The organism is Dysgonomonas sp. Marseille-P4361, from assembly GCF_900343125.1.
Lineage (GTDB): Bacteria > Bacteroidota > Bacteroidia > Bacteroidales > Dysgonomonadaceae > Dysgonomonas.
Genome location: NZ_OPYL01000002.1, coordinates 484,562 through 508,817 on the forward strand (window position 1 = coordinate 484,562; position 24,256 = coordinate 508,817).

The 24,256-nt window shown below is 34.5% G+C and carries 19 protein-coding genes; 14 read left to right on the forward strand and 5 right to left on the reverse strand.

The window, feature by feature from the left end:
• Positions 1 to 529: 529 nt before the first annotated feature.
• Positions 530 to 712 (forward strand): hypothetical protein, encoded by a 183-nt coding sequence (locus DHU68_RS05875; protein WP_108822039.1) that lies wholly within the window; start codon positions 530 to 532, stop codon positions 710 to 712.
• A 27-nt stretch (positions 713 to 739) separates the two neighbouring features.
• The gene (locus tag DHU68_RS05880) at positions 740 to 1,483 is read left to right on the forward strand and encodes a hypothetical protein (RefSeq protein ID WP_108822040.1); all 744 of its coding nucleotides are present in this window, start codon (positions 740 to 742) and stop codon (positions 1,481 to 1,483) included.
• Between the two features lie 214 nt (positions 1,484 to 1,697).
• On the opposite strand, the gene DHU68_RS05885 is transcribed toward DHU68_RS05880, so the two are convergent.
• Complete coding sequence (locus DHU68_RS05885; protein ID WP_160111084.1) at positions 1,698 to 2,639, reverse strand: FkbM family methyltransferase; 942 nt, start codon at positions 2,637 to 2,639, stop codon at positions 1,698 to 1,700.
• A gap of 411 nt (positions 2,640 to 3,050) precedes the next feature.
• On the opposite strand from DHU68_RS05885, the gene DHU68_RS05890 reads away from it, so the two are divergent.
• From DHU68_RS05890 to DHU68_RS05915, 6 genes are all read left to right on the forward strand, one after another.
• Positions 3,051 to 5,774: a DNA gyrase/topoisomerase IV subunit A gene (locus DHU68_RS05890; RefSeq protein WP_108822042.1), complete on the forward strand. Its 2,724-nt coding sequence runs from the start codon at positions 3,051 to 3,053 to the stop codon at positions 5,772 to 5,774.
• Positions 5,752 to 6,660 carry a DUF3316 domain-containing protein gene (locus tag DHU68_RS05895; protein WP_108822043.1) on the forward strand — a complete coding sequence of 303 codons (909 nt, stop codon included), beginning with the start codon at positions 5,752 to 5,754 and terminating at the stop codon, positions 6,658 to 6,660. Before DHU68_RS05890 ends, DHU68_RS05895 begins: the two co-directional genes overlap by 23 nt.
• A 48-nt stretch (positions 6,661 to 6,708) precedes the next feature.
• On the forward strand, positions 6,709 to 7,098 hold the full coding sequence (locus tag DHU68_RS05900) for a hypothetical protein (RefSeq protein ID WP_108822044.1): 390 nt from the start codon (positions 6,709 to 6,711) through the stop codon (positions 7,096 to 7,098).
• Between the two features lie 151 nt (positions 7,099 to 7,249).
• Positions 7,250 to 8,689: a GDSL-type esterase/lipase family protein gene (locus DHU68_RS05905; RefSeq protein WP_255412459.1), complete on the forward strand. Its 1,440-nt coding sequence runs from the start codon at positions 7,250 to 7,252 to the stop codon at positions 8,687 to 8,689.
• A 7-nt stretch (positions 8,690 to 8,696) separates the two neighbouring features.
• Positions 8,697 to 10,136 carry a LysM peptidoglycan-binding domain-containing protein gene (locus DHU68_RS05910; RefSeq protein ID WP_108822045.1) on the forward strand — a complete coding sequence of 480 codons (1,440 nt, stop codon included), beginning with the start codon at positions 8,697 to 8,699 and terminating at the stop codon, positions 10,134 to 10,136.
• Complete coding sequence (locus DHU68_RS05915; protein ID WP_108822046.1) at positions 10,136 to 11,686, forward strand: MBOAT family protein; 1,551 nt, start codon at positions 10,136 to 10,138, stop codon at positions 11,684 to 11,686. The genes DHU68_RS05910 and DHU68_RS05915 overlap by 1 nt, the downstream gene beginning before the upstream one ends.
• A gap of 39 nt (positions 11,687 to 11,725) precedes the next feature.
• Here DHU68_RS05915 and DHU68_RS05920 read toward each other — a convergent pair whose 3' ends face one another.
• Together DHU68_RS05920 and DHU68_RS05925 are read right to left on the reverse strand one after the other, a co-directional pair.
• Positions 11,726 to 12,076 carry a MerR family transcriptional regulator gene (locus DHU68_RS05920; RefSeq protein WP_108822047.1) on the reverse strand — a complete coding sequence of 117 codons (351 nt, stop codon included), beginning with the start codon at positions 12,074 to 12,076 and terminating at the stop codon, positions 11,726 to 11,728.
• An 8-nt stretch (positions 12,077 to 12,084) separates the two neighbouring features.
• Positions 12,085 to 13,056: a M23 family metallopeptidase gene (locus DHU68_RS05925; protein WP_108822048.1), complete on the reverse strand. Its 972-nt coding sequence runs from the start codon at positions 13,054 to 13,056 to the stop codon at positions 12,085 to 12,087.
• A 179-nt stretch (positions 13,057 to 13,235) separates the two neighbouring features.
• Between DHU68_RS05925 and alaS the strand changes: the two genes are divergently transcribed.
• The 5 genes from alaS to DHU68_RS05950 all read left to right on the forward strand — a co-directional run bounded on the left by alaS (position 13,236) and on the right by DHU68_RS05950 (position 21,120).
• Positions 13,236 to 15,854 (forward strand): alanine--tRNA ligase, encoded by a 2,619-nt coding sequence (alaS, locus tag DHU68_RS05930; RefSeq protein ID WP_108822049.1) that lies wholly within the window; start codon positions 13,236 to 13,238, stop codon positions 15,852 to 15,854.
• 107 nt (positions 15,855 to 15,961) lie between these two features.
• On the forward strand, positions 15,962 to 17,647 hold the full coding sequence (locus tag DHU68_RS05935) for a B12-binding domain-containing radical SAM protein (RefSeq protein ID WP_108822050.1): 1,686 nt from the start codon (positions 15,962 to 15,964) through the stop codon (positions 17,645 to 17,647).
• Positions 17,648 to 17,809: 162 nt separating this feature from the next.
• The gene (locus DHU68_RS05940; protein WP_108822051.1) at positions 17,810 to 19,033 is read left to right on the forward strand and encodes an MFS transporter; all 1,224 of its coding nucleotides are present in this window, start codon (positions 17,810 to 17,812) and stop codon (positions 19,031 to 19,033) included.
• Between the two features lie 5 nt (positions 19,034 to 19,038).
• Complete coding sequence (locus tag DHU68_RS05945) at positions 19,039 to 20,151, forward strand: Gfo/Idh/MocA family protein (RefSeq protein ID WP_108822052.1); 1,113 nt, start codon at positions 19,039 to 19,041, stop codon at positions 20,149 to 20,151.
• Positions 20,152 to 20,241: 90 nt separating this feature from the next.
• The gene (locus tag DHU68_RS05950) at positions 20,242 to 21,120 is read left to right on the forward strand and encodes a glycerophosphodiester phosphodiesterase family protein (protein WP_108822053.1); all 879 of its coding nucleotides are present in this window, start codon (positions 20,242 to 20,244) and stop codon (positions 21,118 to 21,120) included.
• Positions 21,121 to 21,161: 41 nt separating this feature from the next.
• Here the strand turns inward: DHU68_RS05950 and DHU68_RS05955 are convergent, their stop codons facing one another.
• Positions 21,162 to 21,599 (reverse strand): DUF937 domain-containing protein, encoded by a 438-nt coding sequence (locus DHU68_RS05955; RefSeq protein ID WP_108822054.1) that lies wholly within the window; start codon positions 21,597 to 21,599, stop codon positions 21,162 to 21,164.
• Between the two features lie 76 nt (positions 21,600 to 21,675).
• On the reverse strand, positions 21,676 to 22,410 hold the full coding sequence (locus DHU68_RS05960; protein WP_108822055.1) for an HAD family phosphatase: 735 nt from the start codon (positions 22,408 to 22,410) through the stop codon (positions 21,676 to 21,678).
• A 332-nt stretch (positions 22,411 to 22,742) separates the two neighbouring features.
• On the opposite strand from DHU68_RS05960, the gene DHU68_RS05965 reads away from it, so the two are divergent.
• Positions 22,743 to 24,233 carry a 2-isopropylmalate synthase gene (locus DHU68_RS05965; protein ID WP_108822056.1) on the forward strand — a complete coding sequence of 497 codons (1,491 nt, stop codon included), beginning with the start codon at positions 22,743 to 22,745 and terminating at the stop codon, positions 24,231 to 24,233.
• Positions 24,234 to 24,256 lie beyond the last annotated feature (23 nt).

A 24,256-nucleotide genomic window follows, 5' to 3' on the forward strand; every position in this document is an offset into this window, starting at 1 on the left:
TTAGCCTCATTCAGTAATGGATGGGGCTTTTTAATTAATGAATTATGGAACTATTATTAACTATTCTAGGATGGATTATATGCTTTATTCTTATATCCTATTTATTGGATACAGACAGCAAAAAATAATACAGTAAACAAAGGGAAGCCTTTATTATTATATCCCTTTTAAACCTTCAATTAGCCACACCTATTAGATATGGCTTAGAAACATTATATTTCAAAAAAGCAGTTGCAAATTTGGCTTATATCTACTAAAAACTTGTATTTTTGTAGACAGTCAGAAATTAAATAATTGTGAATGAATATATAAGTTAAACTAAGACATATAAAAAAGAAGTATTTGCTTTTTACTTGTGAAGTCCTAAAATTACCACTTTAAAGATAAACCACAGCAGTAAATGAGTGAATGCTACACTATATAGGTGTGGCTTCCTTGTTTTGTGGTTTAGGTATGTGGTAATGCCTTGGGCTCATTCAAGTGAATGCCACATCTTCTTTTATAAGTATGGCTTAAAAAAAAGAAAATTATGAAAGATGATAAAGAGAAAGACAACAAAAGCTTAGCTTGTTTTGGGCAGATAATCATAGCCCTGATAATCATAGCTATAATATATGGACTTGGGGATTTTCTAAAAAGTAACAAAGAGTTTTCTATCATACTCTTTGTCCTAATATCAATATGGTTTGGGTGGAAGCTATTAAAAAAGTAACTTTAGATTAAATATAAATCAAATAAAATGAAACAATTAGTCAAAAATTTAACTTTGTATCTATCTTTTACTATTGCTCTGACAGCTTGTAACTCGGAGAATGAAGATGATTATCAGGATAATATATTATCAGGAACAGAGTGGGTATCTACGGATTTAAAACCATCAGATAATGTAACAGAAGAAAATTTTCACATGTCATTCAATGATATTTTAAGAGCATTTCCTCTTGTTAGTTATAATGTAGATAATAATCCTATAATAAAAAATATAGAAATAACCAAAAAAGGAGATATTACATATTATGATGAAATTCTAAAATTTGAAAACTCTAATTGTGCATATAATAATCTTGTTTATTCTATTTCATCAATAAAAGAAGTAGAAAATGAGTTTAAAAGGTATATAATTCCAAATCAAGAGTGTATTAGTCCAAGAGGGGACTATACTTTGAGTGTGAAAAATAATGGAATCTTCTACCATCCAACAGAACGACCTTTAGAAAGTAAATTAATTATAGAATTAAAAAATAACAATTTGGATGAATATGTGAAAACAATTAAGGTTATATCAGAAAGATCAGACACAGTTTTTCAAAATAAGGAAGTTGAAATAATGTATTTTAAAAGGAATGAGAATGAAATAGTCATGTATAATAATGATGTGAAATTTATAGGAAATCTAGACAAAGATAACTGGCTTATTAAATTATCTCGGATCAGTCCTTCACTCAAAGAATTAGGAAACTTCAAATTGAAAACAAAAAAATAAGATTATAATCTAGAGAGCCATTTTATAATCAAAAGATGTATAAATGGGGAAATAGTGAGAACTAGTTTTATTGACTAATAGCAAGGTGTTGATTTACAGATATTAATTTATTTTAGACGAGTCCCGTCCATACCGCCAAGAAGCAGCTAATATTTCTATTAGCTGCTTCTTTATTTAGGATAACCTTGTCATGTTACAATGATGTTATGGATGCTTAGATGTGAGCTATTAGAACTTTTTCGAAGAATGGATGAGATAGCCTAAGATTCATAAAACGGAATTTGTATTCAGGGACAATCTTTTTGAGTAGTGGGGGAATCTCAAAAAAATCTTTTCCTGTATGATACATTGATATTAATAAAACAGGTTTATCTCTTTTTATCGTCTCCATGCCTCCTGAAATTGCTGAAAATTCAGCACCTTCAATATCCATCTTGATCAAGCCTGTTTTTCGATTTTTACATTCGTTGTCTATCGTGGATATTTGTACTCTTTGTGTTTCTGAAAGGTTATTTGTAACCTCACTATTGATCGAACTGTTAGATAACTCGGTTGGGTCAAAGTGTATATCAATGACATCTTCTTTGTCTCCAATTCCTTTTTTTACTATCTGAATATCGTTGACAGTATTGTTCACTAGAGTTTTACTCAGTAATTCTATATTAGAATTGATAGGTTCGTAAGCATATACCTGTCGTGGACTGTATTTTTTTAAGAAAAGGAGAGCGCTATCACCTATAAAAGCCCCAATGTCTAGAAAATCTTTATCTTTTATATAGTTGATTGTTTCTTGAGGTAGGTACTTTAGTCCATAATCGTGGAGAAATACATTTTCAGCAAAATTGTTGTATGGTAAGTAGTACTTTGTATGGTCTAATGATAAACAGTAGCCTTTCTTTGTTGCTTTAACTGCTTTCCGAGTATTAATATCCCATTCAATAGCTTCTTTCACTTCTGGTGAAGTAACTGGAATAGTATTATACCCGTTAAGGCATGACTTTATACGATTATCTATAAATTCAACAATTGCGTCTTCATCTTCTTTCTTGTAATATAAGCTAGTGTCAAAATCGACTTTGTTTAGGAATATGTATTTAATAAAATTAGTCGCATATAGGTTTAATTGTTCAAGCTGTATGAAGTTGTTTTTATTCAACTTCTTGCTTTGTTTATTTTGTAAATATATAGAATAGGCTGGGTTGAAAGGGTGGAAAATAAAACTTCTAAGCCATTTTGGAAAAAGTAGCTTTATTCTATATAATTTATCTTGTTTAACTTGCTCAACCCGTTGAGAGCTTTGCTTTGTTTTAATTAGTTCTGTAATGCGTTGTGAAATATATTTTTCATTGATTATCATAAGGTTTGAAATTTGATGAAAGCGTAAATGTAGTTATTTTCATCGAGTTATATTTTATTTATATATTATAAATAATCCTGTTTTGTTAAATAATACATATGGATAATTACTATTTTTTTCTCATATTATACTAGTCCTATCTATTTTGAATTCCGAATGGAAAAAGCTATCTTTGGACGAGTTTTTTCCTATTAATAACGATTACAATATATGTTTCCTGAAGATATTATTGAAGAACCTGAGAACCTAAATAATGAAGATCCTATTGTGGAAGATGAAGGAGATGAGTCTTCCCATTCTGACTATAAAGTTCCCGTAAAAGAAGGGATTGATAGTCAGTTACATTTGTCTGGAATGTTTCAAAATTGGTTCTTGGATTATGCTTCTTATGTAATTTTAGAGCGTGCTGTTCCTCATATGGCAGATGGCTTGAAGCCTGTGCAGCGTCGTATTTTGCATTCGATGAAACGGATGGATGATGGGCGATACAATAAGGTTGCAAATATTATTGGTCATACGATGCAATTCCATCCACATGGAGATGCTTCGATAGGGGATGCTCTTGTGCAACTCGGACAAAAGGACCTGCTTGTCGATTGTCAGGGTAACTGGGGTAATATTTTTACAGGTGATGGAGCTGCTGCTCCTCGTTATATCGAGGCTCGTTTATCTAAATTTGCATTAGAAGTTCTTTTTAATCCTAAAACAACCGACTGGAAGCCTTCTTATGATGGGCGTAACAAGGAGCCGATTGCTCTTCCTGTTAAATTCCCTTTACTATTGGCTCAAGGTGCTGAAGGTATTGCTGTAGGATTGTCTTCCAAAATACTTCCTCACAATTTTAATGAGTTGTGTGAAGCTGCAGTGTCGCATCTTCAAGGTGAAGAATTTACAATATACCCTGATTTTCAAACGGGAGGATATATCGATGTAAGTAAGTACAATGATGGCGAGCGTGGCGGATCAGTAAAGATTAGGGCTAAAATATCAAAGTTGGATAATAAAACTTTGGTGATTAGTGATATTCCTTTCGGAAGAACATCATCGTCGGTTGTAGAGTCAATTCTCAAAGCAAATGATAAAGGTAAAATAAAGATCCGTAAGGTTGATGATATTACAGCACAGAACATTGAGATACATGTTCATTTGGCTTCGGGAGTGTCTTCGGATAAGACTATTGATGCTCTGTATGCCTTTACAGATTGCGAGATTAGTATATCACCAAACTGTTGTGTAATTGAAGATAATAAACCGTATTTTCTAACAGTTAGTGATGTTCTACGCTATACGACAGATAATACATTGAACTTGTTGAAACTGGAACTGGAAATTCAGAGAAACGAGTTACACGAGAGTTTGCATTTTGCTTCATTAGAGAAAATATTTATAGAGGAGCGTATTTATAAAGATAAAGAGTTCGAAAATGCACCGAATATGGATGCTGCTATTGATCATATCGATAAACGTCTCTCTAAATTCATTGAACTTTTTATTAGAGAAGTTACTCGCGAAGATATTCTTCGATTGATGGAGATAAAGATGGGACGTATTCTCAAGTTTAATTCTGATAAAGCAGATGATCTAATCGCAAGATATAAAGAAGAGATTGAGGAAATAAATCATAATATTGAAAATATTGTCGATTATACAATCTCTTGGTATCTAATGTTGAAAGATAAATATGGTAAAAATTTCCCTCGTCAAACAGAGATAAGAAGCTTTGATACGATAGAGGCAACAAAAGTCATTGAGGCGAACGAAAAGCTTTATATCAATAGAGAAGAAGGATTTATCGGAACTGCTTTAAAGAAAGATGAATTTGTTTGCAACTGTTCTGATATAGATGATATTATTATCTTCTATAAAGATGGTAAATATAAGATAGTGAAGGTAAGCGATAAAATGTTCGTTGGCAAGAATGTCTTGTATTTATATGTATTCCGTCGTAACGATAAACGTACAATCTATAATGTTGTCTATAGACATGGGAAGTTAGGAGCTGCATACATTAAGCGTTTTGCAGTAACTGGTATCACACGTGATAAAGAATATGATGTAACGCAAGGTGAAAATGGTTCTAAGGTGTTGTATTTTAGTGCCAATCCAAATGGAGAGGCTGAAACAATACGAGTTATACTGAAACCTAAACCGCGTCAAAAGATACTGGTGTTTGAAAAGGATTTTAGCGAGATAGCTATCAAAGGTCGTCAGTCTATGGGTAATATTTTGACCAAAGCTGAGGTACATAAGATTTCTCTTAAACAAAAAGGAGCATCTACGTTGGGAGGACGTAAAGTGTGGTTCGATCCGGATGTTTTGCGTCTGAACTATGATGGTAGAGGTAATTATTTAGGCGAATTCCAAAGTGAAGATCAGATATTAGTTGTCCATAAGAATGGAGAATTCTATACGACTGGTTTTGAGGTGACAAATCATTACGAAGGAGGAATTATACGCATAGAGAAATTTAACTCGAATAAGAACTGGACAGCTGTATTGTTTGACGCTGATCAGCAATATATGTATCTGAAGCGTTTTACCTTTGAAGCATCGAATAAAAAACAAAACTTTTTAGGTGAAAATCCTGCTTCTAAACTGGAAATTTTGACAGATGTAGTGTATCCTCGGATTCAAGTTGTTTTTGGAGGAAAAGATAGTTTTAGAGAGGCTTTAGAGATTGATGCAGATGAATTTATCGCAGTCAAAGGTTTTAAAGCTAAAGGTAAACGGTTGTCAACATTCGAAATTGCTGAAATTAAAGAATTGGAGCCTGTCCGTTTTCCTGAACCAGAGGAAGAAGAAGAGAAGAAGTTTGAGGTGAAAATAGATGATGAAGATGAAGATGTGGATAATCGGCCTATTTCAGATATTATAGATGAAATAACAGGACAACAGTCTTTATTCAAGGGTAATGAAAAGGAGGGGCAAGAGTAAAATAATATGTTTATTCTCATTTCTTTCTTTTGTGATGTGCGCATCCTATGCTCAACAAAAGATAAGTAACGAGTTACTACAAAAAAGAAGAACTTCTCTTTTGTCAGAGCCATTAAATATAGACTCTTTGATTTTTCCTGAACTAAAAACAAACAATACTCTATCGGCATCTATTGGTACAGCTAATATGTATGATACGTACCTGTCGCCATTAGAATATAAAGGTTTCTCTATTCATCTGATGTACGAACAAATGAGGAGGACGACATGGTTCGATTATAAATTCTACAAACAACAGTTATTCGAAATTGATTTATCCAAAGGAGATAATCCTTCAAAGAATGCATCTGAATATTGGTTTCTTGCTAGTTATAGTTTAGGAGGACATTATCGAGTATATAACTCCAATGGATTAAGAGTTGGAATAGGCGGTTTATGGGACATTAATGCGGGTGTGCTTTATAATGAACGTAATGGAAATAATCCAGCTACTGCTCGGGCTTATTCTAATCTGAATCTTTCGCTACAGGCTTCTTATAAGTTAAATCATTGCGGAATACGATGGCAGCTTGATACACCATTTATGGGAGTCTTGTTTTCTCCTAGATATGGGCAGTCGTATTACGAAATATCTTTAGGTAATACTGTAGATGTGGTTAATTTTGCCTCCCTACACAATCAACGAGCTTTGCGTAATTACATAACAGTAGATATTCCGATAAACACATATACGTTACGAGTAGGGTATTTAGGTTCTTGGTATCAAACTAAAGTGCAAAATATACAAACGCATCACTATACAAACAGTTTTGTTATTGGTTTTCCTATTGAAGGAGTGAAAAAATCGAAAGGTAAAGCCAAGAATAAATATTGGGAAACTTTTTGATAAGGGAATATAAAGGAACAAACTTTACTTTATAAATATTGGAAATTGATGAGAGATATTAAAGAAATAGAGAATCGCTACGAGCAAAGAAAAAACACACAGGGGAAAGTAAATCTTTTTAAGAAGAGATATATCGTTATCCTAATATTACTCATTGCTATTATAACCAATCCAAGCAAAGAAAGATATAAAAATAAAATAGTAGAGATTGTAGACTCTTCTATAGGAGTTAGTGAATATTCTAGTGAAAAATCGACTCCTCATGTGGATACTTTGCTAGATCAGATCTTGGAATCATATATGAATTATTCAAATTATTTCTTATTTTCTACTATTAGTGTTGAGGATAAAGGAACTTCTAAGGTTGTAGGATTTGGTGCTTTTGGTTTTATCTATATTCCAGATCAGCTTAAAGAGGTTTTGCAATCTACAGAGTAGATCAAGGTTGATCAACCAAAACAGTATTTATTAAATAAAATATAACTAAAAAACTATTATCTCAGATTTGTATCTCGGATAAAGTCACTAGCTTTGCATTACTTTTTATAAAAGGCTTTAATAATCATAAATAAAATATAAGTTGCTGACAGTGAGTTCTTCTTCAGATAAATCATATTTTGGTAAAACAATGCTTTTTCTTGTTTTATCTATTGTGATTTTCTTGATTTTCAAAAATGTCTTGCCATCCAGACTTTTTCCTGAAAAGGTTGTTGTAAATGAAAATATCCTGATGGATAGTATGGCGCTTATTGCTCAGAGTGATACCATCGATCTTGAAACTGCATTAGATACGCTCAATGTAGATACTCTTAAGATAGTAACATCAGATTCGACAAGGGTTGGTACAAAGGACAGTATACAGATAACAATGAATGTTGATGCAAATTTTGATCCATCACTTAGTGCTGAAGGATATCAAAATCTTCAACGTTTCTATGCGAAGCTGGAAGCCCTTGAAAATGATAAATCCAGAAAGGTTAGAATAGGATATTTTGGAGATTCTATGAACGATGGTGATTTTATCGTTCAAGATGTTCGTAGTTTGTTTCAAGATACGTATGGAGGGCAAGGTGTTGGATTCGTTTCTATCACATCCTTATCTGCCGGAGCAAGGGGATCAGTATCTCACCAGTATTCGAAAAAATGGCAGACACAATCTTTTGTAAAAGTAAAGAAGCCTTTAGCTCCTTTTGGTATAGACGGACAAGTATTCTTTGCAAACGATACAGTTGATTCACATTGGGTAAAATACAGAGCACAAGGTCAAAGACATTCTACAATGCTGAACAAACCAACATTATTTTATGGCCGTTCGAGCAATAATGGAGGATATATCTCAGTTAAAGTAGGCAAAGATTCTGTTTATACAAAAGAGCTTAACCCTACAAGATTGTTGAATACACTTACCGTTACTCCTCAGAATGTGAAATCTTTACAAGTAGACTTTCTTGAGTCTGATTCAATTCCTATCTATGGGTTTAGCTTCGATAATGGAGTAGGGGTGCATGTGGATAATTTCTCTATCCGAGGAAATTCGGGGCTTCCTTTGTCGATACTGAATCCTTCTCTGATGAATGCCTTTGACGATATATTTAATTACGATCTTATTGTCTTGCACTATGGTGCAAATGTTTTAGGCTACGGATCAACTAATTATGGTTGGTATGATAAGAATATGACAACTGTTGTGAATAATCTTCGTAAGTGTTTTCCAAATGCAGACTTCCTTATCATCTCTACAGCTGATAAGGCAACCAAAATAGATGGAGAGATGAAGACTGATCCTGCTGTGTTGCCTCTGGCAAAAGCGCAAAAGAGTTATGCCCGTAAAACTAATTCAGGTTACATCAATCTATATAGTTTAATGGGAGGAGATGGCTCTATGATAACTTGGGTGGACGATGGGCTTGCTGGAAAAGATTATACACACTTCAATGCATCGGGATCAAGAAAAGTAGCGAAACTTATATATGATGAGATTCTAAAAGGATATAATAAGTATAAAGAAGAAAATCAAACAGTAGAGTAATTTAATAATGAATAAATTAGAAAAAACATTTTACTCAGTTTTTATATTACTTCTTATCTGTTCTACTCAAAATGCTTATGCTAAAGAGGAACCAGATAAGAACAGTATGGAAGAAGGTGCAAATGTTTTTGCTAATCAAGCTTTATTGTTTCCCCTTTTTGAGAAACTCTATGAATTGGAGACGAATAAAGGTAACAAAGTGAATATAGTTCATATTGGAGACTCTCATATTCAAGCCGATTTTTTTACGAATACAATTCGCCAAGGCTTACAGTATAAGTTTGGTAATGGAGGCTTTGGTTTAACTTTTCCTTATTCATTAATAAAAACGAATGGTCCACGTTGCGTGAAATATAAAAGCAATGCTGTCTGGCAAAGTCAGAGAAATGTATCGCCAGTGTCGGACGTTGCGGTAGGACTGAGTGGAATAGCATTGTATACTCCTCTACAAGATTGTGTTCTACAATTTACGGTTGAGGATGGATATGAATTTAATACAGTTAAGGTAATATATCCAACAGAAGAACCTCAATTTCAAATGTCAATTTCAGTAGAGCCATTATTAGTGTCAAACGTAGCGGGAAGTAGTGTCTCTACAGGTTTTAATTATCATAAAGTGAAAAGCGGTGAAAGTTTGTCTGTCATTGCAAGAAAATATAGGGTAACTGTTGCTCAGTTGAAAAGAGCAAATGGGTTGAAATCTAATATGATCAGAACAAACCAAAGATTAAAAATACCTGTAGTTGGTAAATCGGTAACTCCTAAAACGCAGAAAGCTAATATAAAATTAGACAGTATGAATTGTGTAGAAATGATATCAAGTCCATTTGTTTCATCATACACAAGCGAATCTTTGTTAAATAGGGTTACTATTGCCCCAAAAGGTAATCAGTCTCAATATACATTAAACGGGTTAGTAATAGAGAACAGCAAACCGGGAGTTATTTATCATACTATTGGTGTGAATGGAGCTCAAATGTCAGATTATGCTAAATACCCCTTGTTTTTTAAGCAGTTACCTGTGTTGGATCCGGACCTGATTATTCTCTCGTTTGGTACAAATGAGTCTTTTGCAAAAATGTCTGAATCTGAATATGTATATCAGTTAAATGAATTTGTAAGAAATATACAAGAACAAAATCAAGATGCTATAGTTTTGGTGATGACTCCGCCCCCTTCAATGTTCAGACGTACACGTGTAAATACATATATATCCAATTATAGTACAGCACTTATGGGATTAGACTATTTGCCAGTCTGGGACTTGTATACACGCATGGGAGGAGCATCAGGAATAGCATCTAAAGGACAGTTTGCTAGAATGATGGATCGCAGGAAGGTTCACTATACAGTGGATGGATATCAAGCTCAAGGAGAATTATTTATGTCTGATTTCTTGTCGGCATATAATAATTTTAAGAAAAACAATAAAACAACAGAAATATAATGTTAGAGGGATTAGGTAATTTTTATTTACCAGACTATATAAATAAGATCATAGATGAGGTTTCACCACTATTGGTTTTCAATCCGGAGCATCGTCTATTATTCAATAGCGCATTTTTCTTAGGTTTCTTTTTCGTTGTATATGCTATATATATATTAAGTAAGAACCACGATCATTTCAGAAAAGTTTACCTTATTGCATTTTCTCTTTACTTCTATTACTTAGCTGGTGGAGACACAATGGATATAAACCTGTTTGGTTTTCACTTTACACTCAATTATTTTGTCTTATTAGTTATTTGTGCGGTCGTCACCCATCTGTTGGCTGTGGCAATGTACAAATCGAAAAGTAAATCGAGACAGAAAATATACTTGACTATTATTATAGTGGGTAATCTGTTGATGTTAGCCTACTTCAAATACACTAATTTCTTTATACAAAACTTAAACGCTTTGCTTCATGGTGATTTTGCCTTGCAGAATATAATTCTACCTATTGGTATATCATTCTTTGTGTTTGAGGCTATAAGCTATGGTGTAGACTTGTATAGAAAAGAGATGAAGCCAGCTGACTCTCTATTGGATTTCTGCTTTTATATTACGTTCTTTCCCAAATTAGTAGCAGGGCCTATTATTCGAGCCAAAGATTTTCTTCCTCAGATGAAAGAAAAACTTAAGCTTACCAAGGAAGAGGCAGGAATGGCTATATTTCTTATTTTGATAGGATTAATAAAGAAAGCTGTTATTTCCGATTATATTTCAACAAATTTTGTAGATAGAGTTTTTGATGCTCCAATGCTTTATTCATCGTTCGAGAACTTAATGGCGGTGTATGGCTATACACTGCAAATATATTGCGACTTTTCTGGTTATTCTGATATGGCTATAGGATTGTCTTTACTGATGGGTTTTAAGATTCCTCCAAACTTTCTTACTCCATATAAGTCTCAGTCAATTACAGAGTTCTGGCGTCGTTGGCATATGTCATTATCTTCGTGGCTGCGCGATTATTTATACATCTCTATGGGAGGGAACCGCAAAGGTAAGATCAGAACCTACTTTAACTTATTTATGACTATGCTAATAGGTGGATTGTGGCATGGAGCATCATGGAAATTTGTTGTATGGGGAGGTTTACATGGAGCTATCCTTGTTGTAGAAAGGTTCTTTAAGAAGATTATAAAAGTTCCGGATAATTGGTTTACACGAATAGTCTGTATATTACTGACGTTTCATTTTGTCGCATTCTGTTGGATATTCTTCCGGGCTTCGAGCTTCGAATCTGCTGCTGATGTGATAACGAATATAAGTAAATTGACTTTCTCTCCTAACGAATGGTTAGTTGTTTTGGAAGGGTATCAAAATGTATTTATTCTAATAGCAATAGGGTATATAATGCATTTCCTACCGGAGAATTTTGTTAATTCTGTAAAATCGGGATTCAATGCTATTCCTTTAGTTGGAAAAGCAACAATTGCAGGATTAGTATTCTGGCTGGTATTTGCTACAGCATCTAGCGGGCCTCAACCATTTATCTACTTCCAATTCTAAAGGAAAGAGTTGTTTAATTTTATAATGAAAAGGACAATATCAGTTTGGGCTGTCAAATTCTTTTTCAAGGCTTTCTAGCTCTTTTTTTATCCCTTCAAGTTTTTCTATCACCTGAAGTTTACGTGTTATTTCATCTTTTTTATGACTTAAGGTCTGTCTTGCACCTTCCAAGGTCATGCCCTTTTCTTTTACCAGATGATAAACAAGTGAGATATCTTCTATGTCTTTGCGGGTATACTGTCTTACTCCTCCATCCGTCTTTCGGGGATTGATCGAACTGAATTCCGTTTCCCAAAAACGCAGAAGAGATTCTCTAACATCGAAGTGAGCAGCAACTTCTTTTATAGAGTAGTATAGACGATTGCTATTTTCGAAATCTATCTTTTTCATAGAAAATATTAATCCATTGCTTGCCCATGATTGGCAGCTATTTGAAGCATCTTGTCGTATTCCTCCGGAGTTAAATCGTTGAAGTAATATCTTGCCGGATTGTCGGGGCGACCTTTTACCAGAACTTCGTAATGTAGGTGAGGTCCTGTCGATTTACCGGTGTTTCCTACTTCTCCAATTTGCTCTCCTCTGATAACTTTTTGCCCTACACGAACATTGTATTTGTTGAGGTGGGCATATAAGGTTTCATACCCGTATCCATGATCTATTATGATACACTTTCCATAACCTTGTTTCCAGTCAACATACGAAACTGTTCCATTGGCTGTAGCATAAACAGGAACTCCTATATTGGCAGAGAAGTCCATCCCACTATGAAATGCTATTGTTCCATAATGAGGGTCAATTCTTAAGCCATATCCCGAAGCCATTTGTTTCAAGAATTTGCTTGGTACAGGTTGTATACTTGGAATATGTTGCAGTTTATCCTTATACGTTCTGGCCATTTCTAAAACATCGTCAAACGAGTTGGACTGAATGTATAGTTGCTTTGCTATATAGTCCATCTTTTTCGATGTTTGTATAATCAGGTCAGAATTTGATAATTCGGATAAATATTCATATTTACTGTTTGGCCCAACTCCCGAACTTCGGATAGAAGAGGGAATAGGATCGGAAAGAAAGATGGCACGATACAGGTTATCGTCACGTTGTTGAATATCTTGCAACACGGCAGCCATCTCGTCAGCTCTTTTCGATAAAATTTCTATTTGTGTATCCTTAAGGCGGTCTTTCTTATCCCGCTCCATACTCCAGGGAGTACCAAAAAAGTAAACAATAATAAATATTGCAGCTATACCAACTACTATTCCAGATATCATATGTCTGAAAATAGTAATGATCTTATCCGTCATACTAGGATAGATCCTGTCATAAGTAAGGGTTTGCGGATTGTATCTATAATATACTTTTCGCTTCATTCGCTGCTAACTTGTATTTTTATTTTGACAAGTTCGACAAAAGTAAAGTTTTTGAACTATTTTTGCAAATTGTATATATTAAGAAACCCAAATAAGGAAATAACGATATTAAAATTAGTAAAGATATAAATTTAATGTACTTTGCCTCTTTGCTAATTTGTTGATAGATAATTTAAAATATGATGACTTCTAAAGAAATTCGCGAATCTTTCAAATCCTTTTTTGCTTCAAAAGGACATCAGATTGTGCCTTCGGCTCCCATGGTTATAAAAGATGACCCTACATTGATGTTTACCAATGCGGGAATGAACCAGTTTAAAGATATAATATTGGGAAATGCCCCTATAAAATATCCCAGAGTGGCCGACTCTCAGAAATGTCTTCGTGTAAGTGGTAAGCATAACGATTTGGAAGAGGTTGGACATGATACTTATCACCACACTATGTTCGAAATGCTAGGTAACTGGTCATTTGGCGATTACTTCAAAAAAGAAGCGATAGAATGGGCCTGGGAGTATCTTACAGAAGTGATTAAATTAGATACGAACCGTTTGTATGTAACAGTTTTTGAAGGTAGTCCAGAAGAAGGGTTGTCTCGTGATGATGAAGCTGCAGGCTATTGGGAGAAGTATTTACCTAAAGATAGAATCATTAATGGTAATAAGAAAGATAACTTTTGGGAGATGGGAGATACAGGTCCTTGTGGTCCATGTTCTGAAATTCATATAGATTTACGTTCTAATGAAGAACGGACAAAGGTAGATGCTCTGACTTTAGTAAACGAAAGCCATCCTCAAGTTATCGAGATTTGGAACCTTGTATTTATGCAATATAACAGAAAAGCAGACAAATCACTCGAACCACTACCAGCAAAAGTGATTGATACAGGTATGGGATTCGAGCGTCTGTGTATGGCTGTACAAGGCAAAACTTCGAATTATGACACCGATGTTTTCCAAACTATTATTAAAGCTATAGGTGAATTGTCCGGCTCAGTTTATGGTCAGGATGAGAAGAAAGATATAGCAATGCGAGTTATAGCAGATCACATTCGTACAATTGCTTTTTCTATAACAGATGGGCAGTTGCCTTCTAATGCAAAAGCCGGTTATGTAATTCGTCGTATATTGCGTCGTGCAGTACGTTATGGCTATACATTCTTAGATCAGCATAAATCTTTCATGTATAAACTGATTCCAGCCCTGATAGAAACAATGGGCGAAGCTTATCCTGAGTTAGTTCAACAGCAAACGTTGATCGAAAAAGTTATCAAAGAAGAAGAAGAGTCTTTCTTACGTACACTTGATACAGGTATAAAATTATTGGATAAGCAAATTGCAGAAGCTAAATCGAAAAACGAAAAGATATTGAGCGGAGCAGATGCTTTCACCTTGTACGATACCTATGGATTTCCTCTTGATTTGACAGAATTAATCTTACGTGAGAATGATATGACAGTCGATCAGAAAGGCTTTGATACAGAAATGCAAAAGCAAAAAGACAGAGCACGTAATGCTGCAGCTGTAGAAACAAGCGACTGGGTTACAGTTAAAGATGGAGAACAAGAATTCTTTGGATATGATTTTACTGAATGTGACACAGAGATACTTCGTTACAGAAAAGTAAAACAAAAGAATAGTGAATATTACCAGATTGTGTTAAGTCGTACTCCTTTCTATGCCGAAATGGGAGGTCAGGTAGGAGACAGTGGTTGGCTGATTAATGGTGATGAAGAAGTCGAGATATTTGATACGAAACGAGAAAACAACTTAGCTGTTCATTTAGCTAAGAAGATGCCTAAAGATGTTACAGCTGGATTTGTAGCCCGTATTAATATCAAAAATCGTACAGCTACAGAGTGTAATCACACTGCTACTCACTTATTGCACGAAGCTTTAAGAGAAGTATTGGGTAGCCATGTAGAGCAAAAAGGTTCATATGTTTCACCAACAGTTCTACGTTTCGACTTTGCTCATTTCCAAAAGATGACAGATAAAGAGATCAGAAAAGTAGAACGTATAGTAACAGCTAAAATTCGCGAAAATATAACTCGTGTAGAAATGCGTCATATGCCTATAGCAGAGGCTAAAGAAATGGGTGCAATGGCATTGTTTGGCGAAAAATATGGTGACGATGTACGTGTTATCAAATTTGGTGATTCGATAGAATTGTGTGGGGGAACTCATATTTCATCTACGGGACGTATTGGTTCATTCCGCATTATAAATGAAAGTTCTATCGCTGCAGGTATCCGCCGTGTGGAGGCGATCACTGCTGAAATTTGTGAAGATTATTTCTATACACAACAAGAAGTTTTATCAGAAATTCGTTCACTGTTCAATAATGCTCCTAATCTGACTCAGACGTTGCATAAATTCTTTGAAGAGAATGCAGAGTTGAAAAAGAAAATGGAAGAATATGTGAAAGAAAAGACTGTGCAACTGAAGGAAAAAGTGATTAAGAAAAAACAAGTAATCAATGGAATTGATGCTTTCATTCTTAATGGTTCTATTCCAGCTGATATAGCTAAAGATATTGCTTTCCAAATAAAAGGAGAATTTCCTAAAAATGCAGTATTTATAGGAGCAACAGATGCGGAAAATAAACCAATGTTAACATTGATGATCACTGACGATCTTGTAAAAGATCATGAATTGAATGCTTCTCAAATAATCAGAGATGCAGCTAAACATATCCAAGGTGGAGGTGGTGGACAACCTCATTTTGCAACAGCCGGTGGTAAAAATATTGAAGGTTTGTCAAATGCATTAGAGGCTATAATCGAAAAGATTAAATAATAAATTCATGTCAATTATATCAAAAGAGGCTGGTTTTGAAACTAGCCTCTTTTGTTTAAAATAGACAAATTAAGTTATTATCTTTGTTGTTCTCTGAAAATAAAGAAATGAAGACAGTTCTTACGACATTAAATGCCAAATATATTCATACATCTTTAGCCCTTCGTTGGCTGTATGTAGCAAATAAGGATCAGTTTGATATCGATTTTGTAGAATATACAATAAAGGAAAAACTGGAGACTGTAGCTACAGAGCTATTAGTACAAGAGCCGGATGTATTAGGAATAGGGGTGTATATATGGAATGTAGAACAAACCAGAGAACTTATATCTATTCTTAAGGGACGAAAGCCGAATCTGATAATTATACTCGGAGGTCCCGAAGTTACTTATGAACCTGAATTCTTTTTAGATAATTGGAGTGTTGATTATATTATAAGTGGAGAAGGGGAATTTGTACTAGGAGAGCTTCTTTCTGTTATAGAGCAAGGGAATAAAGATGCAATAATAGAAGGAGTTTCTAATAAACAGCACATTAGCAAAGTCATTGTTCAAGCTGATCTGGAGAAACTGGTGCAATTAACATCTCCTTATAGTTTAGAGAGAGATAGGGATGAGTTGAAAAATAGAATGGTATATTTCGAAACATCGAGAGGATGCCCTTATCAATGCCAATACTGCTTGTCTTCTTTAGAAAAAGGTGTTCGTTATTTTTCAATGGATTACACTCTAGGTAATCTAGGTTATTTAATCAATAGTGATGCTAAACAAATAAAATTTCTGGATAGAACATTTAATCTAAATAAAGAACATACATATAGTATTTTCAATTTTTTGATAAAAAATCATCGTGAGAATCTGAGTTGTCAGTTTGAAATTTATGCTGATTTGCTCAAAGAGGATATGATCGACTACTTAAACACAAATTTACCGGGAAAGTATTTTAGATTTGAAGTTGGAATACAATCAACCTACGAGCCTACTAATATAGCTGTGAGAAGGAAGCAAAACTTTCCTTTGCTATACGATAATGTAAAGAAACTGATGGATGGAGAACGTATTGACTTACATCTGGACTTAATAGCAGGATTACCTTATGAATCTCTCGATCGTTTTGTCAAGTCGTTCAATGATGTATTTAGCTTAGGAGCTAAGGAGGTACAATTAGGCTTTCTGAAAATGTTGAGAGGTACGAATCTCCGTAAAAATGCAGCTCAGTATGGTTATGAATACGAAGCAAAAGCACCTTATGAGATTAAATATAATGCTGATATTTCAGAAGAAGATCTTGGACGTATACATGAGGCAGAGCATGCATTGGAGAAATTTTGGAATAGTGGGCGTTTTTCGTTAACAATGAATACCCTATTTGATAATGAATATAAAGGTCGATATTTCGAACTGTTTGATGAAATAGGGCAATATTATAAATCTCATAATTTACCACACAGAGGATATCAATTAGAGGATTTGTTTAGATACCTGCATTCTTTCTTATTATCAAAAGGCATTGATTTATTCAATCTTTTACGACAAGATTACTATAACAATTTTACTAGAAGACCTCAAGGTTTTTGGGAAGAGCAAATTGATAAAAAAAAGAGAAAACAATTGCTTTATCAAATAGGGCAAGATAAAGATTTTCTCAAGAAATATAATTTGACCAGAAACATTATAGAAAAGCAAACAGCTGTAGATTATATATCAGAAAATACTTTCTTATTAACCATCTTTTTGCTAAAAAATGATAAAATAGATCGTCTTTCGGTTCAATATGTAAAATGTGTTGATTAAATTCACTTTTATTTGTTAAATTTGCCTGTGCTAAAATAATACTGAAAAGCATTTATTTATAAAATCTTATAATAATATCAGTGTTGCTATAAGATGAAATTAACATATAGAGTATGTTGTTGCTTGAAAAATATAATACCTTATAAATTTTGAATCTATTTTATGGAAAACAAAAAAGTCTTTATTAAGCTGTGCATAATGATGTTTATGCAGTATTTCATTTTTGCAGTATGGTGGGTTCCATTTGCTGCTTATCTCGAAAAATCACTTCAGTTGAGTATGGGTGAAGTATCACTTATCTTATGTGCTATGGCTATTGGTTCTATGGCCTCTTCTATTATAGGAGTTTTAGCCGATAGACGCTTTGCGGCTGAAAAAGTCTTAGCAGCATTAAATTTATTGACAGCCTTGTGCCTCTTTGTTGCAACGCAGCAAACAACATTCGTAGGATTAATGATAACCGTAACCTTAACAATGCTGTGTTATATGCCAACTTGGAGTTTGACAAGCTCTATAGCGATGACACACGTTCCGGCTGAACAATTTCCGAGAATGCGCTTAATTGGTTCTATAGGTTGGTTTGCCTCAGGAGCTTTTAGTTTAGTTGCAATATATGTTTTCCATTTGGATGTTTTTGATGGAAGTGTATTCCCTATGTATTGTGGGATAGGAGCGGGGATAATAGCTGCTATATTAAATCTAACCTTACCAAATACACCACCGGCAGAGAATAAACGTAAATTCTCGTTGATGGATATATTCGGTTTGCGAACTTTGTCTATACTAAAGAATAAGAACTATAATATCTTTATCTTTCTAACATTCTTAGCCATTATTCCTTTTAATTTATATCACGTGTATGGTTCTACATTCTTCTCTGATGTAGATGTTAAAAATATTACTGTTACTATGAATTGGGGAGTAGCGGTAGAGATGATATTCTTATTTGTAACAACAATTATTTTGATGAAGTGTGGCTTTAAGAAAACTTTACTTTTCGGTTTGATTGCCATGCTACTTCGTTATTTGTCGTTCTATTTAGGAGTTGAATTCGGACAACCATGGTTGTATAGTATAGGAGTTCTTACACATGGTATTATTTTCGGACTCTTCTTTGTCGTAGGACAAGTGTATACAGATAAAGTCGCCCCTGCTGAGATTAGAGCAGAAGCTCAAGGGTTTTTGTCTTTCCTAGTTTGGGGGGTTGGGTATCTAATAGGTACGCTTGTTAATGGATATTTAATTGGCAACTATAGACTTGAAGATACTGCAGATTGGAGTATCGTATTTGGAATTTCGGCAGTGTTTACTTTAATAATAATTGTTTTATTTACAATGTTCTTTAAGAATACAGATAATCTTTTGGAAGAAAAAAATAATAATTAATAACTATGAGAAAATTAAGAGTTGGACTTGTTGGTACAGGCATGATAGGAAAACTACATGCAGATGCAATAGGGCGAATCCCAGGAATAGAATTAGTGGCTATAACAGAGAGTAACAAAGATTTACTGGAGGCCCAAAAAAACTATTTTAGAGTTAATGCCTATTCTGATTATAAGGAAATGATAGCGGCTGAAAACTTGGATGTATTGCATAACTGTACACCAAACGTTTTTCACTACGAAATAAATAAATATGCCCTTGAAAACGGAATTCATGTCTATAGTGAAAAGCCTTTGGCTATAACAGTAGAACAGGGTGAAGAATTAACTCAGCTGGCAAAAGCAAAAGGACTGGCTAATGGCGTTAATTTCAACTATCGTAACAATGCGATGGTGCAAGATATGAGAGTTCGTATGCAAAAAAAAGATGCAGGACGTTGTCTCTTGATTCATGGTCATTATGTTCAAGATTGGTTGATGTATGATACTGATTTTAATTGGAGACTTGAAACAAAAGATGGGGGAGAGTCAAGAGCGTTAGCGGATATAGGTTCTCACTGGTTTGATACAGTTCAAACGATCACAGGAAAAAAAGTTGAATCAGTATATGCTCATAATTTTATTGCACATCCTATCCGTAAAAAAGTATCAGGAGATAAAACTGAAGATTTTAAAGTTGAAACCGAAGATGGAGGGCTAATTATTTTCCGTTTAGAGGATGGTACACAAGGATCATTGGTTGTGTCTCAGGTTAGTGCTGGTTATAAAAATCAGTTGTTAGTTTCTGTTGATTGTGAGAAATACTCAATGCGATGGAATCAGGAGCAGTCGGATCGTTTGGTTATTGGAACCAGAGAAAACGGATTAGCTGAAATATTTGCATCGGCAGATGTTTTGGATCCTAGTGTGAGCAGATATGCTACTCTGCCTTCTGGTCATCCAGTAGGCTGGGCAGATGCTTTTGCTAATGGTTTCAAAGAGTTTTACAGATCTATATTCAATGGCGATTATAAGAATGAAGTAACATATTCTAACTTCGAAAATGCAACATATATAATGAAAGTTGTAGAAGCATGCTTGAAGAGCTCCAAAATTGGGGCATGGGTAGATGTCGAATGATATTGGCCATAGAAATATCCTAATATAATTTGAGGCTATTCCGGAATGTCTGGGTAGCCTCTTTTTTTAATAATAGAAAATAGAGAAATTATGAATAAGATTATCTTGTTAGCAATATTGTTTTATCTTTCTTCCTTGTGTCATGTATATGCTCAGAATAATAACTACCTGTCATTTGAAAATAAAAAAGAACTACAATCTTTTTTTGAATTTAAAAATGATGATTCAATTATTTTGAGTGGACATAGAGGAGGACGAGAGAAAGGTTTTCCTGAAAATAGTATCGAAGGATTTGAAAACGTACTGAGTAAAATATCTGCTTTTTTCGAAATAGATCCTCGCTTAACGAAAGATGGAGTAATTGTTCTGATGCATGATGAAACATTAGACAGAACGACTACAGGAACAGGTAGATTAGCAGATTATACTTGGGTAGAATTACAAGATGTACGCTTGAAAGATAGTGAAGGGAATATTACTCCTTATAAAATACCACTGTTGGAAGATGTTATAAAGTGGAGCAAAGGAAAAACTATTATCAATTTGGACAAGAAAGATGTGTCGATGGAGAGGATTGTTGAACTAATAAAAAAACATAAAGCTGAAAATCATGTTATGCTGACAGTACATACTGGAGCTCAAGCTCGTTACTACTACGACCGATTGCCTGATATAATGATGTCTGCTTTTGCTCGTAATGATAAAGAGTATGAAGATTTAGCAATATCAGGTGTGCCTTGGCAGAATATGATTGCGTATGTAGGGGCAACAATTGATAATAAAAATATGCACATTGTCGACAAACTTCATGCGAATGGGGTAAGATGTATGGTCTCTTTTGCACCTACTCATGATAAAAAGAAAAAGACGGACGAACGCGATGCTGCTTATAGAGAAGAAATAAAGAAAAATCCAGATATAATAGAATCAGACTTTCCTATTGAGGTTTGGATGGTGCTGTCAGAGTAATATAAAAAGAAAGGAGCTTTAGTTTAAAGCTCCTTCTTGTTTTATTTTCCAAAGATACTCCCTATGGCATCCAATAGTCCTCCTTTTTTACCACCCGACACAGATTCTATGATAGAGCCAATATCGAATGAGTCTCCTGAGTCATTGTTTTTTTGAGAAATCATGCTCATTACAGCAGGGATAACAGTTGTAGCAATAGTATTGGCTACACCTTTACTTAGTCCCACTTTTTCGATGAGGGAAGATATTACAGATGTTTGGATGGAATCAGTAAGTGAATTACTCGCTTTAGAATCTCCGGTAAACATTCCGATCAGGTCAGATACATTTCCTCCACTAAGCTGGTTTTTGATACCATCAACAATACTCGAAGTAGTAGTTTCTATAGCTGCCTCTTTTTTGTCTGCAGGTACATCCGCATTGTTTGTAATGCTCTTAAGAGCTTCTTCTTTTACAAGATTAATAATACTGTCTAGCATAATTTGAAAATTAAATTTGTGATAAGATTCTAACGTTTAAATATTTATTTTGTTTAATGCAAGATACGGATATTTTCTATAGGGCAATAATATTGTTGTATAAATTTTCCCATTCATTATAAAGAGACTCCATCGAAGGTAAAACAATATTGGCTCCGGCATCCCACAATACTTTATCATCTATTGGACCTGTATTTATGGCAACGGTGAAAACACCTGCAGCAACAGCCGACTCAACTCCTCTTGGCGCATTTTCTATAACAATAGCCTGATTGGGTTTCAGATTTCCAGATTTCTCCAGACCCATTAAGTATGGTTCGGGATGAGGTTTTCCGTGCTTAACATCAAATGCAGTTACCATACACTTAGGATCAAATAATTCAGGGAAACTATCGTTGATTTTATTGATTAGCGTAGGTTGTCCCGATCCAGTAACAACAACACATTTCAAACCACTATTATGAACTTTCTTTACAAAATCATATGCATAAGGGATAAGACTTCCGTCATTGTATTTCACGAACAGTTCCGTTTTTCTTTTATACATCTGTTCCTTTTCTTCATCAGTTGCATCTCTTCCTCTTTCTCTTTTCATGATATGATTTATGGTATTGCGTCCTACCATTCCTTCATATAGGTAAAATTCTTCGGTAGTACTTGCCAGATTGAAATCATCCATTGTTTCTTTCCACGATTTGGCATGCCATTTCATAGAGTCGAACAGAACACCATCCATATCGAATAGAACAGCTTTAAGATCGAAATGAGACAGGTCATGTTTGTTCAAATAGTCTTTTAAAATAGTAATCATTATTATGGATCTATAATATTGTCTGCAAATATAGGGATATATTTTTAAAACAGGAGGTTGTTAATTTGATACAGAAAAACAAAAAATAAATCATTTTATTTGTATTTGTGAAAAAATGGAATAACTTTGTCAATTGTATAATTGAAACGATATGTCAACTCATAGTAATATTATTCTTAGCTCACTCATTATCCTCTGGAAAAACTTTGGGGTGAGTATTGCTATGTAGTTACTAGTATAAAGGATAAAGCAAAGCCTTTCTCACTCTTAGGTAGATGAGAAAGGCTTTTTTGTTTGATATAAATTAAATATTAATATAATAATAAAGTGTTATGGACAAATTATTTATTTTCGACACCACATTGAGAGATGGAGAACAAGTTCCTGGTTGCCAGTTGAATACAATTGAGAAAATTGAGGTAGCTAAAGCACTCGAATCGCTCGGTGTTGATGTAATCGAAGCAGGATTTCCGGTTTCAAGTCCAGGAGACTTTAATTCCGTAGTGGAAATCTCCAAAGCTGTTACATGGCCTACAATATGTGCATTGACCCGTGCGGTAGAAAAAGATATAGAAGTAGCAGCCGAAGCGCTTAAATATGCTAAGAATAAGCGTATACATACGGGTATAGGTACTTCGGAGTATCACATAAAATATAAATTCAATTCTACACAAGACGAAATTATAGAAAGAGCTATAGCAGCGGTGAAATATGCGAAACGTTTTGTAGAAGATGTTGAATTTTATGCCGAAGATGCAGGTCGTACCGATAATGAATATTTAGCTCGTGTTGTTCAGGCTGTAATTAATGCAGGGGCAACAGTGGTCAATATTCCGGATACTACTGGCTATTGCCTTCCTACTGAATATGGAGCAAAAATTAAATATTTGATAGATAATGTGGATATGAAGAAAGCGATTCTTTCTACACACTGTCATCAAGATTTAGGTATGGCTACAGCTAACTCTATCATGGGAGTATTAAATGGAGCCCGTCAGGTAGAAGTTACAATCAACGGAATAGGGGAGCGTGCCGGAAATACATCTTTGGAAGAAGTGGTAATGGCAATCAAGAGCCACAAAGAATTGAATATTGAGACTAATATCAATACTCAGCGAATCTATCCTACAAGCCGTATGATTTCAAGCCTAATGAATATGCCAGTACAGCCTAATAAGGCAATTGTGGGGCGCAATGCATTTGCACACTCTTCAGGTATTCATCAGGATGGCGTGTTGAAAAATCTATCAACTTACGAAATTATTGATCCGAAAGAAGTTGGTATTGATGATAATGCAATTGTATTAACTGCACGTAGTGGACGCGCGGCATTGAAGAATAGACTAAACTTACTGAATATAGAAGTTACCGAAGATCAGCTTGCTGAAATTTACCAACGTTTCCTTGAATTGGCAGATAAGAAGAAAGATATAACAGATGAAGATATCTTAATCTTGGCAGGAAAAGAAACAAATCAGATGCATCGTATCAAACTTGATTTTATGCAGGTAACTTCAGGTATCGGTGTAAAATGTATAGGTGTAGTCGGTTTGGATATTGCAGGGGAGAAATTCCAGGCATCGGCCACCGGTAATGGTCCGGTAGATGCAGGGATTAAGGCTGTAAAAGAAATCATAAAACGACAAATGGTTATCGAGGAATTCCTTATTCAGGCTATAAACAAAGGTAGTGATGATACAGGAAAAGTACATATGCAGGTATCGCACGAGGGAGTTATTTATTACGGTTTCTCGGCAAATACAGATATAGTTGTAGCTTCTGTTGAGGCATTTATCAACGCAGTCAATAAATTCACGATTTAATTAGAGTATAAAAATAAAAGAAG